This is a genomic window from Variovorax sp. J31P207, assembly GCF_030316965.1.
Classification (GTDB): Bacteria; Pseudomonadota; Gammaproteobacteria; order Burkholderiales; family Burkholderiaceae_C; genus Variovorax; species Variovorax ginsengisoli_B.
The window spans coordinates 31,372-55,189 of the sequence record NZ_JASZYN010000003.1 but is presented as its reverse complement, the minus strand read 5'-3'; the positions used below and the strand labels follow the sequence as shown (position 1 = coordinate 55,189).

Sequence of the window (23,818 nt, the reverse complement as noted above, 5' to 3'; positions counted from 1 at the left end):
ACTGGGCCGCCAACGCCCCGTTGTTCGTCCGATTCGAACGCCATGCCCCCACCGACAATCGGGCATGAGCATCCACAGCCTGCACTTCACGGGACCGGACCTGGGGCCCTGCGTACTGGGCCAGCCCATGCTCGCGCACTACGGCGAGACCCACATCGGCACCCTGGACCCGGTGCCGGTGAGCCGGGGCGGCACCCAGATGCGCATCGAGCACTTCAAGCCCACCGACACCGAGTCCAGCCGGCACCTTCACAAGGCGAAGATCGGCCGGGTCCTGCTGCCCATGCTGGTGGCCTTCATCGCCGAGCATTTCTCGAGCATCACACTGGTCCAGATCTCGCTGGCGCGCGACATCGAGGGCTATGCCGAAGGCTTCCGCCTGGCGGCCGAGCGCGCCGCGGTGCTGCAGGCCATGGGTGCCGGCCGCATCCTGATCACGCCCATGCCCGACACCCAGCGCATGGGCCATTTCGTGGTCGCCGGCGTCTGGGAATACAAGCAGGCCAACCTGGCCGCGCTGGCGGTGACGCTCCAGAACGAATGGGCCGCATTCGAAGAACGGCAGGCCGCCGCCGCCCGCGGCCCCAGCCGCAAGCGCCGCTGGTTCTTCGCCCGCCGCCCGCTGAACGGCGGGGCCCGCTGGCCGCGGCGTTAGGCCCCTAAGCGGTTTCGAGTTCGCGGAAGCAGGCCAGCATCGCGGTCACGCCGGGGGCGTCGACCGGCCCCTGCCGCCAGTCGGGCGCCTCGTGGTCCATCTGGGCGCAGAGGTCGTCCCACGCCTGCGCAAGCGCCGCCCATTCGGCCACGCCGGGCTCGGCGATGCGCTGGGCCAGCAGCGGCAGCGCATGCCGCAGAGCCGGCACCTGCTCGATCAGCAGCCGGCAGCGCCGGAACGCGCCGGCGTCGCGCGGCAGCACCGGCAACCGGTGCCGATAGTGGCGGGGCCGCACGCAGGTCAGCAGCACGAACAGCGAGAGGCTGGCCGGCCCCTGCTCGCCGGCCGCCAGCCAGCGCAGCGATTGCGGATCGAGCCGCAGCGCGGCGCGGCCCAGCTGGGCCCGCATCCGTTCGATGGCGGCGGGCGTTTCGCGCAGGCGCAGCCGCGCCAGCGCCCCGGGGGTGCCGATGACGGCGGCGGCGTCCAGCATGCGCGCCATGCCGGCGTGCAGCAGCTCGGTGTCGTGGGCCTGCTTCATCAGGGCCAGGAACTCGGGCAACGGCATGTGCCCATAGACCACCCGGCACCCTTCGCGCATCAGGATGCGATAGCCGGGCTCGCCGGATGGGGGAAGGCTCCAAGTGTCCACCCCAAGCTATCGGCAGCGATGGCCGGCCTGAACAGGGGGCGCAGGAAAAAAACTGCGCGCGCGGCTCGTGCAGAATCCGCGCCACCATGCATGCCAAGGTCGTCCGCTATTTCGTCGAGGTGGTCCGCGCCGGCTCGATCCGCAAGGCGGCCGAGCAGCTGCACGTGGTGCCGACTGCGGTCAATCGGCAAATCCTCAATCTCGAAGAGGAACTGGGAGCGCCGCTGTTCGAGCGCATCCACAACACCCTCAAGCTGACGCCGGTCGGGGAGATCGTGCTGGCCCATGCCCGCAGCACGCTGCGCGACTTCGACGCCGTGCGCCAGCGCATCGAGGAGGTGCGCGGCCTGCGGGAGGGCGAAGCCTCGCTGGCGACGATGGCGGGCCTGGCCGGCGCCTTCCTTCCCACCGTGACGCAGCGCTTCCGCGCCGCCCATCCGGGGATCCGGCTGACGCTGCTCGACCTGCCGATCGCCGAGGTGCTGCGCAGCGTGCGCGATGGCGATGCCGACCTCGGGCTGGCCTACGACGTGCCCGACAGCGCCGGCTTCCGGACCCTGTTCACCAGCGAATGGCCGATCGGCGCGGTCGTGCCTCCCGGCCATCCGCTGACCGCGCGGGCGACGACGGTGCTCTCGGAATGCGTCGGCCACCCGCTGATCCTGCCGGCGGCGTCGCTGTCGCTGCGCCCGATCCTCGATGGCGCCTTCCGGCGCTCGGCGATCAGCGTCGCGCCGGTCATCGAGACCACCTCGACCGCACTGATGCGCCGGCTGGTGGTCCAGGGCGTCGGCATCACGCTGCTGAACCGGCTCGACATCGACGAGGAGCGCCGCGCCGGCTCGCTGGTCTTCGTGCCGCTGCGCGACGCCGGCCTGTCGCCGCAGACGCTCAGGCTCGTGATGCGCGCCGGCGGCGAGCCCGAGCCGGCAGCGACCCTGCTGGCGGGGCTGGTGATCCGCTGCCTCGACGATCTGCTGGCGCCCTGAGGGCCGGTCCGCTGCGCGGCCTGTCCACTTTTTGTGGACGTCATGAGCTGAACAATGACTTTGCGCGTGCACACCCTCGCTGCCTAGACTGCGGCCGTCCTTGCCCCTCGACGCCCTCAGAAAGGTCCCCTGATGCCTGCCACGCCATTCACGACCCGAGCCCCCGACAGCGACGCGGTCGACCAGAAGATCCCGCTTCCCCGCTGTGCCGCACTGAGCCTGCAGCACGTGCTGGTGATGTACGCCGGCACCATCGCCGTGCCGCTGATCGTCGGCAGCGCGCTGGGGCTGTCGAAGTCGGACATCGCCTTTCTCGTCAACGCCGACCTGCTCGCCGCCGGCATCGCGACGCTGGTGCAGGCGCTGGGCATCTGGTGCTTCGGCATCCGTCTGCCGGTGATGATGGGCGTCACCTTCGCGGCGGTCGGGCCGATGATCGCGATCGGCGTCGACCCCTCGCTCGGCCTGCCGGCGATCTACGGCGCGACCATCGCGGCCGGCCTCTTCGGCATCGCGGTGGCGCCGCTGATGGGGCGGCTGCTCGGCGTCTTCCCGCCGCTGGTGACCGGCACCGTGATCACACTGATCGGCGTCTCGCTGATGGGCGTGGCGATCCACTGGGCCGCCGGCGGCCAGCCGACGCAGTCGACGGTGATCGACGGCGTCCGCCATTCGGTGGCCAATCCGGCCTACGGCGATCCGGCCAACCTGGCGATCGCCGCCGTGGTGCTGGCGGTGGTGGTCGTCCTGTCGCGCTTCGGCCGCGGACTGGTGGCCAACATCTCGGTGCTGCTCGGCATCGTGGCCGGCGTCGCGCTGTCGCTGGCGCTCGGCCGCATGCGCTTCGACGGCATCGAGGAAGCCGGCTGGCTGGCGATCACGACGCCCTTCCACTTCGGCCTGCCGCGCTTCGAGTTCGGCGCCGTCGTCTCGATGTGCATCGTCATGATGATCACGCTGGTCGAGTCGACCGGGATGTTCCTGGCGCTCGGCGCCATCACCGGGCGCCGCATCAGCCCCGACGCGCTGACGCGCGGCCTGCGCGCCGACGGACTCGGCACCGTGATCGGCGGCATCTTCAACACCTTCCCCTACACCTCCTTCTCGCAGAACGTCGGGCTGGTGACCGTCACCGGTGTGCGCTCGCGCTACGTCGCGGCGCTGGCGGGGCTGTTCCTGATCGCGCTGGCGCTGCTGCCGAAGGTGGCGCACGTCGTGGCCTCGGTGCCCACCTTCGTGCTCGGTGGCGCGGGCATCGTGATGTTCGGCATGGTGGCGGCGACCGGGGTGCGCATCCTCGGCTCGATCGACTACAGCCAGAACCGCCATGCGCTGCACGTGATCGCGATCTCGATCGGCCTCGGCCTGGTGCCGACGCTGTCGCCCAACTTCTTCCAGCATTTCCCGGCCTGGACGCATCCCTTCACGCACAGCGGTATCGTGCTTGGAACTTGCGTGGCCGTGCTGCTGAACCTCTTCTACAACGGCGTGCTGCCGAAGGAGCGCGCCCTCGCGCTGGCCGCCGGCACTTCACATGGAACCGAATGACATGAGCTCTCCCGCAACGCCCCTCCGCCCGCTGATCCTCCGCCACGCCGATGTGCTGGTCACCATGGATGCCGCCCGGCGCGAGATCCCCGACGGCGCGGTCGTGACCGAGGGTCCGGCGATCGCCTGGGTCGGCGCCACGGCCGAGCTGCCGCCGGTCTACGCCGAGGCGCTGGCCGACGGCCGGGCCGAGGCGATCGACCTGCGCGGCCACGTGGCGATGCCCGGGCTGGTCAACACCCACCACCACATGTACCAGAGCCTGACCCGCGCCGTGCCCGAGGCGCAGGACGCCGAGCTGTTCGGCTGGCTCACGAACCTCTACCTGCTGTGGGCCAGGCTCACGCCCGAGATGATCCGGGTCTCGACCCGGACCGCGATGGCCGAGCTGATGCTGTCGGGCTGCACCACGTCGAGCGACCATCTCTACCTGTTCCCGAACGGCTCGCGGCTCGACGACTCGATCGAGGCCGCCGACGCCATGGGCATGCGCTTCCATGCGGCGCGCGGCAGCATGAGCGTGGGCAGGAGCCTCGGCGGCCTGCCGCCCGACGAGGTGGTGGAGAGCGAGGAGGCGATCCTGCGCGACAGCGAGCGGCTGATCGACCGCTGGCACGATCCGTCGCGCCACGCGATGCGCCGCATCGTGCTGGCGCCCTGCTCGCCGTTCTCGGTCTCGCGCGACCTGATGCGGCTGTCGGCCGAGCTGGCGCGCGAGCGCGGCGTCTCGCTCCATACCCACCTGGCCGAGAACGACAACGACATCGCCTACTCGCGCGAGAAATTCGGCATGACGCCGGCCGAGTACGCCGAGGACCTGGGCTGGGTCGGACGCGACGTCTGGCATGCCCACTGCGTCAAGCTCGACGCGGCCGGCATCGCGCTGTTCGGGCGCACCGGCACCGGCGTGGCGCACTGCCCGTGCTCGAACATGCGGCTGGCCTCGGGCATCGCGCCGATCGGCGCCATGCGGCGCGCCGGCGTGCCGGTCGGGCTCGGCGTCGACGGCAGCGCCTCGAACGACGGTGCCCACCTGCTCGGCGAAGCGCGCCAGGCGATGCTGCTGCAGCGCGTGGGCTTCGGCCCGGCCGCGATGACCGCCCGCGAGGCGCTCGAGATCGCCACCCTGGGCGGCGCCCGCGTGCTCGGGCGCGACGACATCGGCGCGCTGGCGCCGGGCATGTCGGCCGACATCGTGGCCTTCGACCTGCGCGGGGTCGGCCATGCGGGCGCCGGCCACGACCCGGTCGCCGCGCTGGTGTTCTGCCAGCCGGGCGCCGCCGCGCTGAGCCTGATCAACGGCCGGGTGCGGATCCGGGACGGCCGCTTCACCGACCTCGACCTCGCGCCGCTGCTGGCGCGGCACCGCGAACTCGCCCGCACCCTGGTCGAACAGGCGCGCCATCCGCACCTGAGTTGACATTGCGGCCGACACCCGCTCACCGTTTTCCGTGATGGCGCGACCGGCGATCTCTTTGTACTCTCGAGGGTTCCGCCCGGTGCGGAGCCCGCATCAACGAAGTCAAACGGAATCTGGAAGAGCGAGTCATGCAGCCTGAGGTCGAGATCACGAAACGCGCGGACGGCAACTTCAAGGCGACCGTCGGGACCGGCGACGGCACCCACCACTACGCGCGCGAAGGCCTGGTCTCGCTCGCCGAGTGCCTGCAGGACGCGGCCTCGGTGCTCGGCGACGAATTCAGCTACGCGACCGTCATCTACGACCGCCTGCGCATCGGCAGCTATCCGGTGGCCGTGATGGAGCACCGGGCCTTCGAACTGGCGGACGAGCTGATGGTGAAGCTGTCGAACCGGCGGGTCTAGGGCAGACCGGCGCCGATATGATGGCCGCACATCTACGAACGAACCGCGAGCCCCGTCATGCTGAATTCCCTGGCGCCCTTTCTCCTGCACTGGGCCATCACGGCCCTCTCGCTCTGGGTCGCCAGCTACATCTTTCGCGGACTCAAGTTCGAGAGCACCGGCTCGCTGGTGATCTCGGCGCTGCTGCTCGGCTTCGCCAACGCGGTGGTCAAGCCGCTGCTGATCATCCTGACCCTGCCGCTGACCTTCCTGACCTTCGGCCTGTTCCTGCTGGTGATCAACGCGCTGATGATCCTGCTGGTGTCGGCGCTGGTGCGCGGCTTCAAGGTTTCGGGCTTCTGGACCGCGCTGTTCGCGAGCATCTTCATCTCGCTGCTGAGCGTGTTCCTGGGTGCGCTGGTGGACACCAGCGGCCCCGATGCGATCCAGATGCCTTCGAGCGGCAACTGGCTATAGCCGGCGTTCGGCGAAAGCCACGTACCAGTCCAGGCTGGCCGGGTTGGCCATCACTTCGCGGTTCACGACCTTGTCGAGCGGCTGCCCGAGCAGCAGCTTCTTGATCGGCAGCTCCTGCTTCTTGCCCGACAGCGTGCGCGGGATCTCCGCCACCTGGAAGATGTCGTCGGGCACGAAACGCGGCGACAGCGAGCTGCGGATCGCCTGGTTGAGCCGGCCGCGCAGCGCGTCGTCTAGCGCGACGCCCGGACGCAGCACCACGAACAAGGGCATGTAGCTCTCGCGGCCGAGGTATTCGAGGTCGACCACCATCGAGTCGAGCACCTCGGGCAGGGCCTCGACCGCGTTGTAGATCTCGCTGGTGCCCATGCGCAGGCCCTGGCGGTTGATGGTCGCGTCGCTGCGGCCGTAGATGATGCAGCCGCCGTCGGCGCCGATCCGGATCCAGTCGCCGTGGCGCCAGACCCCGGGGTAGGTGTCGAAGTAGCTCGACAGGTAGCGCGCGTTGCCCTCGTCGCCCCAGAAGAAGAGCGGCATCGACGGGATCGGCCGGGTGCAGACCAGTTCGCCGACCTCGCCGATGACCGGCCGGCCCTGGTCGTTCCAGGCCTCGACCGCATGGCCGAGCTCGCGGCACTGCATCTGGCCGGGCACCTCGGGCAGCTCGCGGTTGCCGCCGACGAAGGCGCCGCAGAAGTCGGTGCCGCCGGAAATATTGCACCACCACACCGCCTCCGAGCCGGCATCGAGCACCTGCTGCGAGCCCCAGCGCTGCACCTCTTCCGGCAGCGGCGATCCGGTGCTGCCGAGCGCGCGCACGCGCGACAGGTCGCCGCAATCCTTGGCGATCAGGCCGGCCTTCATGCAGTGGGTGAAATAGGCCGCGCCGGCGCCGAAGAAGCTGACCTCGTGCCGCGCGACGAAGCGCCAGAGCACGCTCCAGTCGGGCTTCTCCTTGCTGCCCGCCGGGTTGCCGTCGTAGATGCAGATGGTGGCGCCGAAGGCCAGGCCCGAGAGCTGCGAGTTCCACATCACCCAGCCGGTGGAGCTGTACCAGTGGTAGCGCTCTCCGAAGTTGTTGGTGCCGTAGCTGGCGCCCACGTCGTTGTGCAGGCCGCAGGCATGCATCGTGAGGATGATGCCGCCCTGGCCGTGCACGATCGGCTTGGGCAGTCCGGTGGTGCCGCTCGAATAGACGATCCAGATCGGGTGGTCGAAGGGCAGCCACTCGGGTTCGAACGCCGCCGCCTGGGCATCGTCGCGACCGGCAGCCTGCGTCCATTCGACATCGTGCGCCACCTCGGCGGCGGCGAACGGGGTCTTCACCAGCAGCAGCTTCTGCACGCTCGGCAGCTGGCCGCGCAGCGCCTGCAGCACCGCGCTGCGGTCGAGCGGCTTGCCGCCGTAGTGCACGCCGTCGACCGCGATCAGCAGCTTGGGCTCGATCTGGCCGAAGCGGTCGGCCACGGCCGGCGTGCCCATGTCGGGCGCGCACACGCTCCAGATCGCGCCGATGCTGGAGCAGGCCAGGAACGCGACCATGGTCTCGGGCACGTTGGGCATGTAGGCCGCGACGCGATCGCCGCGGCCCACGCCGAGCGACCGCAGGGTGAGGGCCACCGAGGCGACCTGGCGCCGCAGCTCGGGCCACGACATCTCGCGCACCTCGCCGAGCTCGTTGTCGCTCACGATGGCCGGCATGCCCGCGGCATGGGCGGCGTCGGCGTGGCGCAGCACCTCGCGTGCGTAGTTGACCTGGGCTCCGGGAAACCAGCGCGCGCCGGGCATGCGGGCGTCGGCAAGCACCGCCGTGTGCGGCGTCGGCGAGCGCAGCCCGGCGTAGTCCCAGATGCTCTGCCAGAAGGCATCGAGATCGGTGACGGACCAGCGCCAGAGCGCGTCGTAGCTGTCGAATCGAAGGCCGCGGGTCTGGTTCAGCCAGTCTTGATAGAGGCGGAGCTGGGGAATGTTGGGGGCACGCATGCACCAAGCCTAGCGCCGCGGCCGGCCGCGCTCAATCGGGGTTGACCTCAGGGTTTGTACGTGTGTTCAATAAATTTGTACAACTGTTCAATACAGGCCATGAACACCCGTCCCCAGCCGGTCAAGCGCCGGGCGACCCGAGCGGCCGCCGCCGAGGCGGCGCGGCCCGATCGCAAGCAGGCGATCCTGCTGGCGGCCGAGAAGCTCTTTGCGCGGCACGGCTACCACGTGGTGACGATCCGCCAGATCGCCGAGGAAGCCGGCGTTCCGCTGGCGCTGGTGGGCTACTACTACGGCCAGAAGCACGAGCTCTTCCATGCCATCTTCGCGCACTGGGGCCACTCGATCCAGGAACGCCTCGACGGCCTGCGCGCGGTCGACAACGACCCGGCCGACCCGCGCACCCTGCCGCGCATCATCGAGGCCTTCATCGGCCCGGTGCTGGCCCTGCGCGCGAGCGCCGAAGGCGAGTACTACGCGCTGCTGGTGGCGCGCGAGCTGTACCACGCGACCGAGGAGGCCGACCGCGTGCTGCGCGGCTACTTCGACCCGCTGGCCGAGGCCTATATCGACGCCCTGCACGTCGCGCTGCCGCATGCCACGCGGGGCCAGGTCGCCTGGGGCTACCAGTTCGCACTCGGCGCCCTCTTGCACCACCTGAGCGACAACCGCATCGAACGGCTGTCGCGCGGCGAGAACCGCCGCGGCGATCCGGCGGCGGCGCCGATGCTGGTGCGCTTCATCGTCGGCGGCCTGCGCGCCGCGCTGCCGCGACCCCGGACCCCGAACAAGAAAACCCACCCCAGGAGACAGACATGATGAAACGACGCAAGCTGCTGTCGGCGCTCGGCGCCGCCGGCGTCGCGGCCGCCCTGCCCGCGCACGCCCAACCTGCCAGCCGGATCGTGTTCGGCTACACCGCCGTGACCGATTTCGCCTCGGTTTTCGTGGCCGCCGAGGAGGGCTACTTCAAGAAGCGCAGCCTCGACGTCGAGCTCAAGTTCATCCCGCTGAACTCCACCATCCCGGCGGCGCTGCAGTCCGACTCGCTTCAGATCGGCGGGCCGACGCCGTCGGTGTTCCTGCAGGCGGTCGACGGCGGGCTCGACCTGGTGCTGGTGGCCGGCGGCGGCCTGACCTCCAAGACCATCACCGGCTTCGGCCTGGTGGCGCGCGCCGGCTCGGGCATCAAGACGGCACAGGACTGCGTCGGCAAGAAGATCGGCGTGCCGGGCCTGGGCGCCTTCCTGCACGTGACCTTCCGCGCCTACCTGAAGGACAACGGCGTCGACTACCGCAAGGTGAACTTCGTCGAGGCCGCGTTCCCGCAGCACGGCGACCTGCTGCGCGGCGGCTCGGTCGACGCGGTGGTGTCGGCGGACCCGTTCATGAGCCGCATCACCGACAGCGGCGCCGGCTACGTCGCCTCGTACTACTCGACCTTCCTCCCCGAGGGCAACCAGACCATCGTCCATGCCGCCAAGCGCGAATGGGTCCAGAAGAACGGCGCCGCGGCGCGCGGCTTCCGCGAGGCGGTGCAGGAGGGCGCGGCCTTCATGCAGCAGCCGAAGAACGACGCCCGCGTGCGCGCCAGCATCGGCAAGTACATCAAGCTGCCGCCGGAGGTGCTGGCCAAGGTGCAGATCTCGCCGCCCGGCCCGCTGGTGAGCGAGAAGCAGCTCGCCTACTGGGTCGGCCTGATGAAGGAGCAGGAGATGCTGAAGACACCGGTCGACGTCTCGCAACTGGTCGTGAAGTGAGCGCGCGCGAGATCGAGGCCCCGGAGCTGCTCAGCATCGAGGGCGTCAGCATCCGCTACGACGGCCGCGAGGTGCTGTCGCCGACCTCCTTCGAGGTGGCGCGCGGCGAGTTCGTGTGCATCGTCGGCCCGAGCGGCTGCGGCAAGACCACCCTGCTGCGCGCCGCCAGCGGACTGGTCGCGCCCAGCGGCGGCGCAGTGCGGCGCCACGGCCTGCCGATGACCGGGCCGTCGCGCGAGGTGGCTTTCGTGTTCCAGGACTACGGCCGCGCCCTGCTGCCCTGGCGCACGGTCGAGGGCAACGTGAGCCTGGCGCTGGAAGCCGCCGGCGTGCCCGCCGGCCTGCGCGCGCCGCGCATCGCCGAGGCGCTGGACAAGGTCGGCCTGGGCCGCCATGCGCGCAAGTTCCCGCTGCAGCTGTCGGGCGGCATGCAGCAGCGGGCCCAGATCGCGCGCTGCCTGGCCCAGAAGCCCGAGCTGATGATGATGGACGAGCCCTTCGGCGCGCTCGACGCGCTCACCCGCCAGGGCCTGCAGGACGAACTGGCCCGGCTGGTGCGCGAGGACGGCCTCACGGTGCTCTTCGTCACCCACGACCTCGAGGAGGCGATCTACCTCGGCGACCGCGTGATCGCGCTGCAGGCCGACCCAGGGCCGGGGCGCCCGAGCATGGCGCGGATGATCGCCGTCGACATCCCGCGCCCGCGCGACCAGCTGACGACCAAGGAACACCCCGAGTTCCTGCGGCTGCGGCGCGAGCTGTTCTCTTTCATCGCGCAAGGCCATGACTGACAGGCCCCCACGCTCGTCACTGCGTGTACTCGCTGCCCCCCGAGGGGGCGCAGGCGGGCTTGGGGCGGCCCGGCGCCGGCCTGAGCACCGCCGCATCGTCCCCTTGCTGCGCCCCTGGCTGCTGCCGGCCCTGCTGCTGGCTGCCTTCGAGTGGTATGCGCGCCGCGCCGCCGCCCTGGGCAGCGATGCGCTGGCGCCGCCGAGCGCCGCGGCGCGGGCCTTCGCCGGCGCGGCCCTCGATGGCTCGCTCTGGCAGGCCACCGCCTTCACCCTCGGCACCGCCGCGCTCGGCCTGCTGCTCGGCGCGGTGCTGGGCATCGGCGGCGGTGTCTGGCTCGGCCTCTCGCGGCGCGCCGCCGATCTGGGGCTGCTGTCGATCGAGGTGCTGCGGCCGGTGCCGTCGGTGGCGCTGATCCCGCTGGCGATGCTGATGTTCGGCTTCGGCGTGCGCATGGAGCTCGCGATCGTCGCCTTCGCCACCTTCTGGCCGATGCTGATCCTGGTGCAGGCGGCGGTGCGGCAGGTCGACCCGCGCCTGCTGGAGGTCAGTCGCGTGCTCGGCCTCTCGAAGCGCGACCGGGCCTGGAAGATCGTCCTGCCGGCGATCGTGCCGCGGCTGTTCGTGGCACTGCGCCTGGGCGTGGCGGTGGCGCTGGTGGTCGCGGTGACAGTCGAGATCGCCGCCAATCCGAACGGCATGGGCTACGCGATGATGATCGCGCAACAGAGCTTCGACCCGGCGCTGATGCTGGCCTGGCTGGGCTGGATCGGCATCGTCGGGTATGCGATCAACGCCGCGATGCAGCGGCTGCAGCGGCGCGTGGCGCGGCGCATGGGCGTCACGCCATGAACCGCCGCCTCGGCCCCTGGATCGGCTCGGCCGGCGTGCTTGCGGCGCTGGTCGCGCTGTGGTGGGCCGCCAGCCACGCCGGCTGGGTCAGCCGGGTGTTCCTGCCCACGCCCGAAGCCACGGCGGCGAGCCTGGCCGAGGGCCTGCGCGGCGACCTGCTCGGCTACACGCTGGCGACCGTGGGCCGGATGCTCGAAGGCTGGCTGCTGGCCTCGGTCTTCGGCGTCGTGCTCGGCGCGGCCATCGGCGTCTCGCCGTCGGTGCGCGCCTGGGTCCAGCCGACGCTCGAATTCATCCGCCCGCTGCCGGCCTCGGCCCTGCTGCCGCTGGCGATCTCGATCTTCGGACTCAACCCCGCCATGGTGCTGTTCGTGGTGGCCTTCGGCGCCATGTGGCCGGTGCTGCTGGCGACCGTGCATGGCTTCGCGGCCGTCGAGCCGCGGCTGTCCGAGGTGGCGCGCTGCCTGCAGCTGCCGCGCGCCGCCTTCGTCTGGAAGATCGGCCTGCCGAATGCGCTGCCCGACATCCTGGCCGGCATGCGGCTGTCGATGACCATCTCGCTGATCGTCGCCGTGGTCGGCGAGATGATCGCTTCGCAGAGCGGGCTGGGCCAGGCCATCCTGCTGGCGGCGCGCAGCTTTCGCGCCAGCGAACTGTTCGCCGGCATCGCGCTGCTGGGCCTGATCGGCTTTGCCAGCAATGCGCTGCTGGCCATCGCTGAAAAGAAATTGCTGCGCTGGCAGTACGCGTGAGACCTTGCGGGACAGACCAAGAAATGACGCAGTCATTTTTGCTCTGTCCTCAACTGATTGAAACCTAAAAAGGAGCCCCACCATGACCCGCAAGTTCGTCGACCTGTCCATCTTCCTCGAGAACGACGTGATGTCGGACCCGCCCGCCTTCGCGCCGAAGATCCAGTACTTCACGCACGAGCAGACCTACGAGCAGATCGAGCCCTTCTTCCCCGGCCTGAAAAAGGAGGACCTGCCCGACGGCGAAGGCTGGGCCGTGGAGCTGGTGCAGCTGTCGACCCACAACGGCACCCACCTCGACGCGCCCTACCACTTCCACTCGACCATGGACCGCGCACTGGGCGACAAGAAGCCGGCGATCGCGATCCACGATGTGCCGCTCGAGTGGTGCTTCCAGCCCGCGGTGAAGCTCGACTTCCGCCACTTCGAGGACGGCTACGTGGTGACGGCCGACGACGTCGAGGCCGAGCTCCAGCGCATCCGCCACACGCTCAAGCCGCTGGAGATCGTGGTGATCAACACCCGCGCCGGCTCGCGCTACGGCCACAACGACTACGTGTCGGCCGGCGCCGGGATGGGCTACGAGGCGACGATGTACCTGCTGGAGCGCGGCGTGCGCCTCACCGGCACCGACGCCTGGAGCTGGGATGCGCCCTTCGTCCACACCGCGAAGAAGTACGGCGAGACCCAGGACGCCTCGCTGATCTGGGAGGGCCACAAGGCCGGCCGCGACATCGGCTACTGCCACATCGAGAAGCTGCACAACCTCGAGGTGCTGCCGCCCGACGGCTTCTTCATCAGCTGCTTTCCGCACAAGATCCGCGGCGCCTCGGCCGGCTGGACGCGCGCGGTCGCGATCTTCGACGACGCACTGATGGCCAGCGCCTGAGCCCCATGGCGATCGACCACACGCACGACCCCGCGGCGCGCAGCTGGCTCGCTTCGGCCCAGGCCGCGGGCTGCGACTTTCCGATCCAGAACCTGCCGTTCGCGGTGTTTCGCCTCGCAGGCACGCAGGAGCCCTTTCGCGGCGGGGTGGCGATCGGGGACCAGGTCGTCGACCTGGCCGCGCTGGCCCCGGCCGGGCTGCTCGACGGCGCGGCGCAGCAGGCGGCGCTGGCCGCCGCGCAGCCCGTGCTCAACGACTTCTTCGCCCTCGGCCCGGCCGCCTGGCGGGCGCTGCGCCATGCGCTGTTTGCCGCATTGAACGCAGACGCTGCCGCGACCACCGCCGATGCGGTTCGCGCCTGCCTGCGGCCCCAGTCCGCGGCCGAATTCACGCTGCCGGCGCGCATCGGCGACTACACCGATTTCTACACCTCGATCGACCATGCGCTGAACATCGGCCGCCTGCTCAAGCCCGACGATCCGATCACGCCGAACTTCCAGTGGATCCCGATCGCCTACCACGGACGCGCGTCGACGCTGGGCGTCAGCGGCCAGCAGTTCCACCGGCCGATGGGGCAGATGATGGCCCCGGGCGCCGGCGCGCCGGTCTACGGCCCCTGCGCGCGGCTCGACTACGAGCTCGAACTCGGCATCTACATCGGCCGCGGCAACCCGGCCGGCGAAGCGATTCCGCTCGACCGGGCCGAAGACCACGTCTTCGGCATCTGCCTGCTCAACGACTGGTCGGCGCGCGACATCCAGTTCTGGGAAATGGCGCCGCTCGGGCCCTTCCTGGCGAAGAACTTCGCCACCACGGTGTCGCCGTGGATCGTCACGATGGAGGCACTGGCCCCCTATCGCACCGCCTGGAGCCGGCCGGCCGGCCACCCGCAGCCGCTGGGCTACCTCGAGGGCGAGGCCAACCGCGCGCAGGGCGCGATCGACATCCGGCTCGAGGTCTGGCTCGAGAGCGCGCGCGATCGCGCCGCCGGCAGCGCGCCGACGCGCCTGTCGGGGACCAGCTTCCGCCACCAGTACTGGAGCATCGCCCAGATGGTCGCGCACCACACGGTGGGCGGCTGCAGCCTGAACCCGGGCGACCTGTTCGGCAGCGGAACGATCTCCGGGCCGGGGCCGGGCGAGGCCGGCGCCATGATCGAGTTGACCCGCGGCGGACAGGCGCCGGTGGCGCTCGTCGGCGGCGACACGCGCGCCTTCCTCCAGGACGGCGACGCCGTGATGCTGCGCGGCTGGTGCGAGAAGCCGGGCGCGGCACGGATCGGCTTCGGCGAGAGCCGGGGGATGGTGCTGCCGGCCCGCGGGCCGACGCCTGCCTGACGCCCGCCTTGTCCGGGCCGGCCGATCGTGGTGTACTTTCCGCCAGCCCAGACAAGGACCGATCCCGGGATGGCCATTCCACTCGCCCGCTTCTTCTTGCTTGCCGTGACGCACCTGCGCCGGTGCGCCTGGCTGCTGGCCTTGGCGATGGGTGTGGCGGCGGCTGCCGCATCCGCCCAGGAAGCCCCGCCCACCGGCGCCACGCTGAAGGTCTGGAACCGCACGGTCTTCGTTTTCCGGGTGCCGATGTTCGGCCTGTCGCCGCAGCAACGCGCCGACCGTGCCGCCGAGCGCATCGGCGACCTGCCGCTGGCCAGCCTCGGGGCGCCGGTCGAAGTCGCCAACTTCAGCCACGAAGGCGTGCCCGGCTATGCGGTGATGCTCGACGGCGGCACCCTGTTCGCGGTGTTCGCCAACGACCTGGAGCCCGGCGACCCGGCGCTGGCGCAGGTGGCCACGCAGGCGGCCTCGCGGCTGCACGAGGCGCTGCTGGCGCGCCAGGCGCAGGCCAGCACGCGCCAGTTCTCGATCGCGATCGGGTGGTCCGTGCTCGCGACGCTGGCGCTCGTGGCGGTCGTCCTGGCGCTGCAGTTCCTGGCCCGGCGCATCGAGGCGCGGATACTGGACCTGCGCGAGCGGACGTCGGCACGGCCCTTGTTCCATGCCCACCGAATGGCCGTGTCCTTGCTGGGCTATGCCGTCCAGTGGCTCAAGATCGGCCTGGTCCTGATGGCGGCCTATGTCTGGCTGGCCTACGTGCTGACCCGCTTCCCCTACACCCACCCCTGGGGCGACACGCTCGACACCTCGCTGGTCGGGGTTGCCTCCCGGGTCGCGGTCGCGGTGCTGCATGCGTTGCCCGACCTGGCGATGGTCGCCGCGATCTTCTTCCTCGCGCACCTGGCGGTGCGCGGCCTGCACACACTCTTCAACGCCGCCCATGCGAGCGGCGTGAAGGTCGCCGCGCTGCAGAGCGACACCATCGGCGCCACCCGGCGGCTGACGGTGGTGCTGGTCTGGCTGTTCGCGGCGGTGGTCGCCTACCCCTTCATCCCGGGCTCGGATTCCAACGCTTTCAAGGGGCTCAGCGTCTTCTTCGGCGTGCTGGTCACGCTCGGGTCGTCCGGCGTGGTGTCGCAGATCATGTCGGGCTTCGTGCTGATCTACTCGCGCGCGCTGCGGCCCGGGGACTACGTCCAGATCGGCGAATCCGAGGGCTACGTGATCGAACTCGGCACGCTCTCGACCAAGCTGCGCAACCGGCTCGACCAGGAGGTCACGCTGCCCAACTCGGTGGTGGTCGCCACCCGGATCCTGAACTCGAGCGACACCACCAGGCCCAGCGGCGGCGGGATCGCGCTGGCCACCTCGGTCACGATCGGCTACGACAGCCCCTGGCGCCAGGTGCAGGCGATGCTCCTGGTGGCCGCCGGGCGCACGCCCGATCTGCTGGCCGCGCCGGCGCCGACGGTGCGGCAGGTGGGGCTGCAGGACTTCTACATCGCCTACGAACTGAATGTCTTCATGCGGGTGGGCGCGCCCAAGTACGACGTGCTGGATGCGCTGCATGGCCACATCCAGGACGTCTTCAACGAGTACGGCGTGCAGATCATGTCGCCGCATTTCGCGTTCCAGCCGTCGGACCCGGTGCTGGTGCCCAAGGAAGGCTGGCGGCCGGCGCCGGCGGAGTGAGGGCGGGCACGGCCGCCCCGGCGCTCACTTGCCGCCGGTCCGCAAAAGGATCATCCTCTCTGCGCGACAGGGGCCGAAGCCCCGCCACAGGAGGACTCGATGACCGCGTCGTTCCGTGATTTCGAGCATGCGGGCTGGACCGACCCCGCGGTGTGCGCCAGCTACGAGGACCTCATGGCGGGCCTGACCGCCCAATCGATCGAGGCCCTGCTCGACGGTGCCGGCGTGGCCCCCGGGCAGTCGGTGCTCGACGTGGCGACCGGCGCCGGACATGCAGCCGCCGCGGCCCAGGCGCGCGGCGCCGAGGTCACCGGGGTCGACTTCTCGGCCGAGCAGGTGCGGCTGGCCAGGCGCCGCTACCCGGCCGTGCGTTTCGAGGAAGGCGACGCCGGTCGGCTGCCCTTCGAGGACCGGCGCTTCGACGCCGTCATGGCCAACTACGGCGTGCTGCATTTCCCCGAGCCCGAGCGCTTCTTCGGCGAGGCCTTCCGGGTGCTGAAACCGGGCGGCCGGCTGGCCTTCACGGTCTGGGACCTGCCGCAGAAGACCCGGCTGTTCGGCGCCGTGCTCGACGCCATCCGCCTCCACGGCGCGCTCGACGTCGGGCTGCCGGCGGGGCCCGGCATGTTCATGTTCGCCGACCCGTCTGTCAGCCGCCCCGTGCTGGCCGCGGCCGGCTTCGTGGCGTGCTTCGTGACGCCGGTGCCGCAGACCTTCCGGGCCGCCTCCGGCGAAGCGATCCTGCGCACCCTCAAGACCGCCACGGTGCGCACGCGCGGCACCCTGCAGCGCCAGCAGGACGGCAAGGCGGACGCGATCGACGCCTCGATCCTGAAGGCGCTCGAACCCTACCGCAATGCCGAGGGCTACGCGGTGCCGATGCCGGCGATCCTCACGGTGGCGACGCGGCCCTGAGCGTGGAGACCGTCAGGCCGGCAGCCGGAACAGGCTGGTCGCCTCGAGGTCGAGCACCGGCAGTTCGCGCTGGTTGAAGAGCCGCCAGCGCCAGCGCAGGATGCCCAGGTGCGGCCGCTTCTCGGAGCGCCGCACCTCGATCACGTCCGCCACCAGCCGCAGGCTGTCGCCCGGCCGCACCGGATTCGGCCACTTGAGGAAGGCCAGCCCCGGCGAGGCGAAGGACTCGGAACCCGCCAGCGCGGCATCGGTGACCAGCCGCATCGCGATCGCGCTGGTGTGCCAGCCGCTCGCGATCAGGCCGCCGAACGGGCCCTCGGCGGCAGCCTCGGCATCGGTGTGGAACCACTGCGGGTCGTAGGCGCGGGCGAACTGCAGGACTTCCGCTTCCGTCACCAGGTAGGGGCCGGCCTCGATGGCCTGGCCCGCGTGGAAGTCGGCGAATTTCATGTGGGCTCGATGGAGGACAGGGTCAACACGGCTGCTGCATTGTGGCGCCGTCAACGCAACTCGCGTCCCGTGACGGCGTGCGATGCCGTCTCGATCTGCCTGCGGATGAACAACTGGGCTGGATCCGACGCCCGGCTGGCGGTCCAGAACAACTTGACGGGTATGGTCCTGGCCGTGACCACCACGCGCAGTTCCCGAAGTTGAAAGGTGTCGCGTGCCAGTTTCAACATGCTCCTGGGTATCAGGCCGAGAAGGTCCGACTGACTGGCAATCACCAGCACCTCCAGGAATTCCGACACTTCGAGAACCACATTGAGCTTCAATCGCAGCCACTCCTGGATGCCGGGGGCGCGAGTCTCACCATCGACGCGGGGCCGCAGGGAAACGAAATCCAGCGCATTCAAGTCGCTCTTGGTGCGGACCTTCTGGATCGCGGGGTGATCCTGCCGGGCCACGGCCACCATGGCGTCTTCGAAGAGCGCGATCTCATTGAACCGGCTTCGCCCCGGCGCCAACCAGTCGACCGCGGCATCGAAGCGGCCGTCCAGCAAGGCCTGCTCCTGTTCGACCGGCCTGGACCGGGTACTGAACGAGACCTCGACACCAGGCGCAGCTGTCGCCAGCTGCCTTCGAAGGCGAACGGCCAGCAAGGGCCCCAGCGGGTGCGGCACGCTGACGAAGAACGATCTGGTCGATGACTTCGGGTCGAAGCTTCGGGTGTCGGAGACCGAGTCGCGCACCGTGCTCAGAGCGCCGTGCAGCTTCGCGTAGACGGCGTCCGCAGCCGGGGTCACGAACACGCCCCGCCCATGACGCACGAACAGCTCGTCGTTGAACACCGAGCGCAGGCGCGCCACGGCGTTGCTGACGGCCGGCTGGCTCATGGCCAGGCGGTCGGCCGCACTGGTCAGGTTCCGCTCTTCGTACACCGCTTCGAAGATCGGAAAGAGGTTCAGGTCGACACTTCTGAGATTGACCATGTGAATACCTGTTGTACGAAGTATCAAGTGGACATTATTGCGTCCCACTCTAGACTCACCGCGGTGGCTCAACAGGGGGTCGATTCGATCGACGCCGCACCTCAACGAGAAATTCACCGGAAATGCAGGAAGAAACAAACACCTCCAAAATCACCAAGTGGTTCGAAAGAAGCGTCCTGGTGGCCGCCCAGGTCTTGCTGATGGCGGTCATCCTGGCGATGGTCGTCCAGCTGTGGATCATGTTCTCGTCCGCCATCGTCGACCAGTTTGGCAACATCGATTCGGTCCCGGAACTCATGAAGTCGGTGCAGACGGCCTTCTCCGGCGTGCTGCTCATCATTCTCGGACTCGAGCTCATGGAAACACTGCGGGTGTACTTCAAGTCGCACCGCATCCGGCTGGAAACCATCCTGGCCGTGGCCATCATCGCGGTCGGCCGCCACGTGATCAATCTGGACGTGGAGCACATGGCGGGCAGCTCGCTGGTCGGCGTGGCCGCGATCGTGCTGGCGCTGGCCGGTGGCTACTATCTGGTTCGAACCAGGGGCCGGCACCCCCGGGACATCGCGTCCAGGGACGGTGATCAAGTCCTGCGCGGCGCCCCGCCGGCGCGGACTCGACCCTAGTACGTCTCGAGGTGCAGGCGCCCTTCGCGCTTCAGCCCCATGCCGACCTGGTCCCAATCGAGCCCGGCCTCGGTCGCGACATCGCGCAGCGCCAGCACCACGCCCTCTTCCATGCTCTTCAGGCCGCAGACGTAGAAGTGCGTCTGGCCATCCTTCAGCAGCTCGGCCAGGTCGGCGGCGCGTTCGCGCATCAGGTCCTGGACGTAGCGCTTGGGTTGGCCCTGCGTGCGCGAGAAGGCGAAGTTGATGTCGATGAAGTCCTTCGGCAAGGTCTGCAGCGGGCCGAAGTACGGCAGCTCCTGCTGGGTGCGGGCGCCGAAGAACAGCATCAGCTTGCCGCCCTCGAACTTGCCGCTCTTGCGCAGCCGCCGGCGCCATTCGGTCATCGCGCGCATCGGCGCGCTGCCGGTGCCGGTGCAGATCATCACGATGTGCGACTTCGGGTGGTTCGGCATCAGGAACGACGATCCGAAGGGGCCGATCACCTGCACCTTGTCGCCGACCTTGAGGTCGCACACGTAGTTGCTGGCGACGCCGCGCACCGGCTTGCCCTGGTGGTCTTCCAGCACCCGCTTGACGGTCAGCGAGATGTTGTTGTAGCCGGGCCGCTCGCCGTTGCGCGGGCTGGCGATCGAGTACTGGCGCGCGAAATGCGCCTTGCCGTTGGCATCGGTGCCGGGCGGGATGATGCCGATCGACTGGCCTTCGAGCACCGGGAAGGGCATGGCGCCGAAGTCCAGCACGATGTGGTGGGTCTGGTTCTCGTAGCCGGCCTCGGTGCAGTTGAAGTTGCCGACCACGGTGGCCGTCGTCGGGTTCTTCGGCGGATGCAGGTTGGTGTAGGCGTGGGCCGCCGACCAGGGCGGCACGGTGGCGCCGTACTGGGCCGAATTGAAGGCCGTTTCGCCGGGCGCGGCGGGCGGCTGCGGCGACGCCGCGGGCACCTGCAGCAGCGCCTCCTGGGGCTCGGCCACGCCCTCGGCCTCCAGTTGCTCGGGCGTGAGTTCGGCCGGCAACTCGTCCCAGGTCAGCTGCTCCTCGATCGAATAGGCGCGCGCCACGGGCATGGTGCGCCAGTTGTCGATCGAGCCGGTCGGGCACGGCGAGATGCAGGCCATGCAGCCGTTGCAGACATCGGCGCGGACGACGTAGTTGCGGTCGTCATGCGTGATCGCATTGACCGGGCAGGTGGCTTCGCAGGTGTTGCAGCGAATGCAGATCTCGGGGTCGATCAGGTGCTGCCTGATCACGGAAACGTCGACTGCCATGTCCATCGTGAATCTCCTTTATCGCCCGGACGGTCCACACCGTTCAGGGTATCTGTACTGCCCCGGCCGCGCAACGCGCAGGCCCCTTCGTGAAACACCGCGGAACTGGCTTTGCCAGGCCGCTGGTGTTGCCCCCGGCAGGGGGTGGGCGCCCGGACACGAAGTGCCGGGCAACCTGGGGGCGAGCAACATTTCAACCGAAGCGGACGTACTCGAAATCCACGGGCTGGCGGTTGATGCCCATCACCGGCGGTGCGATCCAGCCGGCGAATTTGCCCGGATCGACCACGCGGCCCATCAACGATGCCACGAAAGCGAAGTCGTCGGGGGTCGGCAGCCATTCGTTCTTCTTGGCGGCCCATTCCTGCTCGTTCACCACCCGGCCGTCGGGCGACATCTTGATGCCGGCCAGGGCACCGATCTGGCGGTTGAAGGCCTTGTGCGGCACGGTCAGGCGGGTCGGGATGCCGGCCTTCTCGAGCACCTTGTTCCAGCGCTGCACGCCGGCCACCGAGTCCTTGATGAAGTCGTCGCGCAGCACCTCGTTGAGCGCGTTGAGCATCGGCACGTCTTTTTCGACCAGCTGGCCGTTGACCACCTCGAGCACCTTGTAGGTCTGGCCCTTGAGCACGTGGTCGTCGGTGCGCTTGCCCTCTTCGTAGCGGCCCTTCAGGCCCGAGCTGTAGAAGATGGCGGCGTTGCTCGACTGGTCGGCGCCGAACAGGTCGATGGTCACGCTGTAGTGGAAGTTCAGGTAGCGCTGGATGGTGCCGAGGTCGATGGCGCCGGCCGCGCGCACCTTCTGCGGATCGTCGGTCTTGAGCTCGTTCATGACCTGTGCGGTGCGCTGCAGCACGCGCGACACGCCGCTTTCGCCCACGAACATGTGGTGCGCTTCCTCGGTCAGCATGAACTTGGTGGTGCGCGCCAGCGGATCGAAGGCGCTCTCGGCCAGGGCCGACAGCTGGAACTTGCCGTCGCGGTCGGTGAAGTAGGTGAACATGAAGAAGGCCAGCCAGTCGGGCGTCTTCTCGTTGAAGGCGCCCAGGATGCGCGGGTTGTTGGCATCGCCCGACTGGCGCTGCAGCAGCGCCTCGGCTTCTTCGCGGCCGTCGCGGCCGAAGTGCTTGTGCAGCAGGTAGACCATCGCCCACAGGTGGCGGCCCTCTTCGACGTTGATCTGGTAGAGGTTGCGCAGGTCGTACATGCTGGGCGCGGTCAGGCCCAGGTGGCGCTGCTGCTCGACCGAGGCCGGCTCGGTGTCGCCCTGCGTCACGATGATGCGGCGCAGGTTGGCACGGTGCTCGCCGGGCACGTCCTGCCAGGCCTTCTCGCCCTTGTGGTCGCCGAAGTGGATCTCGCGGTTGGCGTCGCCCGGGTTCAGGAAGATGCCCCAGCGGTAGTCGCGCATCTTGACGTGGCCGAACTGGGCCCAGCCCTGCGGGTCGACGCTGACCGCCGTCCGTAGGTAGACCTCATAAGCGGTCGAGCCGTCCGGGCCGACGTCGTCCCACCAGTTGACGAAGTTTGGCTGCCAGCCTTCGAGCGCGCGCTGCAAGGTGCGGTCTTCGCCGAGGTTGACGTTGTTGGGGATCTTTTCGCTGTAGTTGACCGTGCTCATTTCGATGTCCTTGGTTCGTTGCGAAGTGGATGGATCAGACGCGGTTGAGGTCGAAGCCGGCCTTCTCGCCGGTGCCGTAGACCTTCAGGGCGCCCTTGGCGCCGACCGCGTTCGGACGGTTGAAGATCCAGTTCTGCCAGGCGGTGAGCCGGCCGAAGATGCGGGTGTTCATGTTCTCCTTGCTGGCGAAGCGCAGGTTGGCCTCCAGGCCAGTGAGCGCGTCGGGCGACATCGCGGCGCGCTCCTCGATCGCCATGCGGATCTCGTCGTCCCAGTCGATGTCGTCGGGCGCCATCGTGACCAGGCCGAGCTGGAGCGCTTCGTCGGCGTCGAGGGCCTTGCCGGCGGCGCCGCGGGCGGCTTCCAGCGGCGCGGTCTCTTCGTAGAAGCGGCGCTGCAGGCGGCTCTGGTCGTTGACCATCGGGAAGAAGCCGAAGTTGAGCGCGTCCAGCGTCAGCTTGGGCGCCTTGTCGGCATCGTCGGGGAGGGCCAGCATATAGGCGCGGTCGGCGGCAAAAGCCAGTTCCGCCAGCAGGCCGGCGAAGCACGAGCCCGATTCGATCAACGCGAACAGGCTGCGCGACGAGACGTCGAGACGCGCCAGCGTGCGGCGCAGCGCGCCCAGCGTTTCGCGCACCAGCCAGTGGTCCTTGTTGGCCAGCATCGTGGCGTCGCTGGCCAGCACGGCCTGGGCATCGCCCTCGGTCTTGAGCAGCCAGGTGCCGATGTCGAGTTCGTTGGTGCGCAGGTTCAGGATCGCGTCGTCGAGCTGGCGCGCCATCGCGAGCGGCCACCAGGCGGCGCCGGCGGCTTCGATCGCGGCGATGTCGGCCGGCTGGGCGCCGGTGGGCGCCTTCACGGTCAGGGTCGCGGTGCGGCGGGCGCGGTCGATCTCGACCGAGACATGCTCGTAGCGCAGGCTGTCGGCGCCGTCCTGGCGCTCCAGGCGGGTCAGGCTCACGCCCTTGCCGTTGGCCGGGCGGTCGCTGGCCTCGGCCAGCTTGGCGGCGCGCTCCTGCACCGCGGCGCCGAACTGGGCCGGCTTGGCGATCGCGTCGACCAGGCGCCAGTCGACCGCGCGCTGCCCGCGCACGCCTTCGACGCTGGTGCAGAAGATGTCGGCCAGGTCATGGCGCACGCGGCGCTTGTCGGTGACGCGGGTCAGGCCGCCGGTGCCGGGCAGCACGCCGAGCAGCGGCACTTCGGGCAGCGAGACGGAAGACGAGCGGTCGTCGACCAGGATGATCTCGTCGCAGGCCAGCGCCAGCTCGTAGCCGCCGCCGGCGCAGGCGCCGTTGACCGCGGCGATGAACTTCAGGCCGGAGTGCTTGGAGGTGTCCTCGATGCCGTTGCGGGTTTCGTTGGTGAACTTGCAGAAGTTCACCTTCCAGGCGTGGCTGGAGACGCCGAGCATGAAGATGTTGGCGCCCGAGCAGAAGATCCGGTCCTTGCCGCTGGTGACGATCACCGAGCGGACTTCGGGATGCTCGAAGCGCACGCGGTTGAGCGCGTCGTTGAGCTCGATGTCGACGCCCAGGTCGTAGCTGTTGAGCTTGAGCTTGTAGCCGGGGCGGATGCCGCCGTCTTCCGCGATGTCGAGCGACAGCCGGGCCACCGGGCCCTCGACGCTGAGTTTCCAGTGGCGGTATTGAGTGGGGTCGGTGCGGTAGTCCACGCGAAGGGCTTGGGTGCTGTCGGTCATGCAGGTCTCCTGGGGTGTCGGGGGGCTGGCTAGGAACAATAGTGCATTTGTCGATCGCCAGAACATGCATCATGCTGC

At 69.5% G+C, this 23,818-nt stretch carries 23 protein-coding genes; 16 read left to right on the top strand and 7 right to left on the bottom strand.

Annotated features, from left to right (window positions below):
• The first annotated feature begins 64 nt into the window (after nt 1-64).
• Nucleotides 65-655: a hypothetical protein gene (locus QTI68_RS11345; RefSeq protein ID WP_286521650.1), complete on the top strand. Its 591-nt coding sequence runs from the start codon at nt 65-67 to the stop codon at nt 653-655.
• A 4-nt stretch (nt 656-659) separates the two neighbouring features.
• Here QTI68_RS11345 and QTI68_RS11340 read toward each other — a convergent pair whose 3' ends face one another.
• Complete coding sequence (locus tag QTI68_RS11340) at nt 660-1,307, bottom strand: hypothetical protein (protein WP_286521649.1); 648 nt, start codon at nt 1,305-1,307, stop codon at nt 660-662.
• 86 nt (nt 1,308-1,393) lie between these two features.
• Here QTI68_RS11340 and QTI68_RS11335 point away from each other — a divergent pair, with 86 nt between their 5' ends.
• The 5 genes from QTI68_RS11335 (at nt 1,394) to QTI68_RS11315 (ending at nt 6,124) form a co-directional block, all read left to right on the top strand.
• Nucleotides 1,394-2,296, top strand: a complete 903-nt coding sequence (locus QTI68_RS11335) for a LysR substrate-binding domain-containing protein (RefSeq protein WP_286521648.1) — start codon at nt 1,394-1,396, stop codon at nt 2,294-2,296.
• Nucleotides 2,297-2,428: 132 nt separating this feature from the next.
• Nucleotides 2,429-3,844, top strand: a complete 1,416-nt coding sequence (locus QTI68_RS11330; protein WP_286521647.1) for a nucleobase:cation symporter-2 family protein — start codon at nt 2,429-2,431, stop codon at nt 3,842-3,844.
• 1 nt (nt 3,845) lies between these two features.
• Nucleotides 3,846-5,264 carry an 8-oxoguanine deaminase gene (locus QTI68_RS11325; RefSeq protein ID WP_286521646.1) on the top strand — a complete coding sequence of 473 codons (1,419 nt, stop codon included), beginning with the start codon at nt 3,846-3,848 and terminating at the stop codon, nt 5,262-5,264.
• A 128-nt stretch (nt 5,265-5,392) separates the two neighbouring features.
• Nucleotides 5,393-5,668, top strand: a complete 276-nt coding sequence (locus tag QTI68_RS11320; protein ID WP_286521645.1) for a hypothetical protein — start codon at nt 5,393-5,395, stop codon at nt 5,666-5,668.
• A gap of 57 nt (nt 5,669-5,725) precedes the next feature.
• Nucleotides 5,726-6,124 carry a phage holin family protein gene (locus QTI68_RS11315; protein ID WP_286521644.1) on the top strand — a complete coding sequence of 133 codons (399 nt, stop codon included), beginning with the start codon at nt 5,726-5,728 and terminating at the stop codon, nt 6,122-6,124.
• On the opposite strand, the gene QTI68_RS11310 is transcribed toward QTI68_RS11315, so the two are convergent.
• Nucleotides 6,119-8,107 carry an acetoacetate--CoA ligase gene (locus tag QTI68_RS11310; protein WP_286521643.1) on the bottom strand — a complete coding sequence of 663 codons (1,989 nt, stop codon included), beginning with the start codon at nt 8,105-8,107 and terminating at the stop codon, nt 6,119-6,121. The genes QTI68_RS11315 and QTI68_RS11310 overlap by 6 nt on opposite strands.
• Before the next feature lie 99 nt (nt 8,108-8,206).
• Here QTI68_RS11310 and QTI68_RS11305 point away from each other — a divergent pair, with 99 nt between their 5' ends.
• The 9 genes from QTI68_RS11305 to QTI68_RS11265 all read left to right on the top strand — a co-directional run bounded on the left by QTI68_RS11305 (nt 8,207) and on the right by QTI68_RS11265 (nt 17,093).
• Nucleotides 8,207-8,926: a TetR/AcrR family transcriptional regulator gene (locus tag QTI68_RS11305; RefSeq protein WP_286521642.1), complete on the top strand. Its 720-nt coding sequence runs from the start codon at nt 8,207-8,209 to the stop codon at nt 8,924-8,926.
• On the top strand, nt 8,923-9,867 hold the full coding sequence (locus QTI68_RS11300; protein WP_286521641.1) for an ABC transporter substrate-binding protein: 945 nt from the start codon (nt 8,923-8,925) through the stop codon (nt 9,865-9,867). The genes QTI68_RS11305 and QTI68_RS11300 overlap by 4 nt, the downstream gene beginning before the upstream one ends.
• Nucleotides 9,864-10,658, top strand: coding sequence for an ABC transporter ATP-binding protein (locus QTI68_RS11295; RefSeq protein WP_286521640.1), 795 nt, complete (start codon nt 9,864-9,866; stop codon nt 10,656-10,658). The genes QTI68_RS11300 and QTI68_RS11295 overlap by 4 nt, the downstream gene beginning before the upstream one ends.
• Nucleotides 10,659-10,761: 103 nt before the next feature.
• Complete coding sequence (locus QTI68_RS11290) at nt 10,762-11,508, top strand: ABC transporter permease (protein WP_286521639.1); 747 nt, start codon at nt 10,762-10,764, stop codon at nt 11,506-11,508.
• Nucleotides 11,505-12,260, top strand: coding sequence for an ABC transporter permease (locus QTI68_RS11285; RefSeq protein WP_286521638.1), 756 nt, complete (start codon nt 11,505-11,507; stop codon nt 12,258-12,260). The genes QTI68_RS11290 and QTI68_RS11285 overlap by 4 nt, the downstream gene beginning before the upstream one ends.
• 82 nt (nt 12,261-12,342) lie before the next feature.
• Entirely contained in the window at nt 12,343-13,149 is an 807-nt protein-coding gene (locus tag QTI68_RS11280; protein ID WP_286521637.1) for a cyclase family protein, read from the top strand.
• A 5-nt stretch (nt 13,150-13,154) separates the two neighbouring features.
• Nucleotides 13,155-14,486 (top strand): fumarylacetoacetase, encoded by a 1,332-nt coding sequence (fahA, locus tag QTI68_RS11275; protein WP_286521636.1) that lies wholly within the window; start codon nt 13,155-13,157, stop codon nt 14,484-14,486.
• 69 nt (nt 14,487-14,555) lie between these two features.
• Nucleotides 14,556-16,178: a mechanosensitive ion channel family protein gene (locus tag QTI68_RS11270; RefSeq protein WP_286521635.1), complete on the top strand. Its 1,623-nt coding sequence runs from the start codon at nt 14,556-14,558 to the stop codon at nt 16,176-16,178.
• 99 nt (nt 16,179-16,277) lie between these two features.
• Entirely contained in the window at nt 16,278-17,093 is an 816-nt protein-coding gene (locus QTI68_RS11265; protein ID WP_286521633.1) for a class I SAM-dependent methyltransferase, read from the top strand.
• 12 nt (nt 17,094-17,105) lie between these two features.
• On the opposite strand, the gene QTI68_RS11260 is transcribed toward QTI68_RS11265, so the two are convergent.
• Nucleotides 17,106-17,543, bottom strand: coding sequence for a MaoC family dehydratase (locus tag QTI68_RS11260; RefSeq protein WP_286521632.1), 438 nt, complete (start codon nt 17,541-17,543; stop codon nt 17,106-17,108).
• Nucleotides 17,544-17,593: 50 nt separating this feature from the next.
• On the bottom strand, nt 17,594-18,571 hold the full coding sequence (locus QTI68_RS11255; RefSeq protein ID WP_286521630.1) for a LysR substrate-binding domain-containing protein: 978 nt from the start codon (nt 18,569-18,571) through the stop codon (nt 17,594-17,596).
• Nucleotides 18,572-18,645: 74 nt separating this feature from the next.
• Here QTI68_RS11255 and QTI68_RS11250 point away from each other — a divergent pair, with 74 nt between their 5' ends.
• Nucleotides 18,646-19,149 (top strand): phosphate-starvation-inducible PsiE family protein, encoded by a 504-nt coding sequence (locus QTI68_RS11250; RefSeq protein ID WP_286521629.1) that lies wholly within the window; start codon nt 18,646-18,648, stop codon nt 19,147-19,149.
• Here the strand turns inward: QTI68_RS11250 and boxA are convergent.
• The 3 genes from boxA to boxC form a co-directional block, all read right to left on the bottom strand.
• Nucleotides 19,146-20,423: a benzoyl-CoA 2,3-epoxidase subunit BoxA gene (gene boxA, locus QTI68_RS11245; RefSeq protein WP_286521628.1), complete on the bottom strand. Its 1,278-nt coding sequence runs from the start codon at nt 20,421-20,423 to the stop codon at nt 19,146-19,148. The two genes, QTI68_RS11250 and boxA, sit on opposite strands and share 4 nt — an antisense overlap.
• Nucleotides 20,424-20,610: 187 nt before the next feature.
• Nucleotides 20,611-22,038 (bottom strand): benzoyl-CoA 2,3-epoxidase subunit BoxB, encoded by a 1,428-nt coding sequence (gene boxB / locus QTI68_RS11240; RefSeq protein ID WP_286521627.1) that lies wholly within the window; start codon nt 22,036-22,038, stop codon nt 20,611-20,613.
• A gap of 34 nt (nt 22,039-22,072) precedes the next feature.
• Complete coding sequence (gene boxC, locus QTI68_RS11235; RefSeq protein ID WP_286521625.1) at nt 22,073-23,740, bottom strand: 2,3-epoxybenzoyl-CoA dihydrolase; 1,668 nt, start codon at nt 23,738-23,740, stop codon at nt 22,073-22,075.
• Nucleotides 23,741-23,818: the final 78 nt, after the last annotated feature.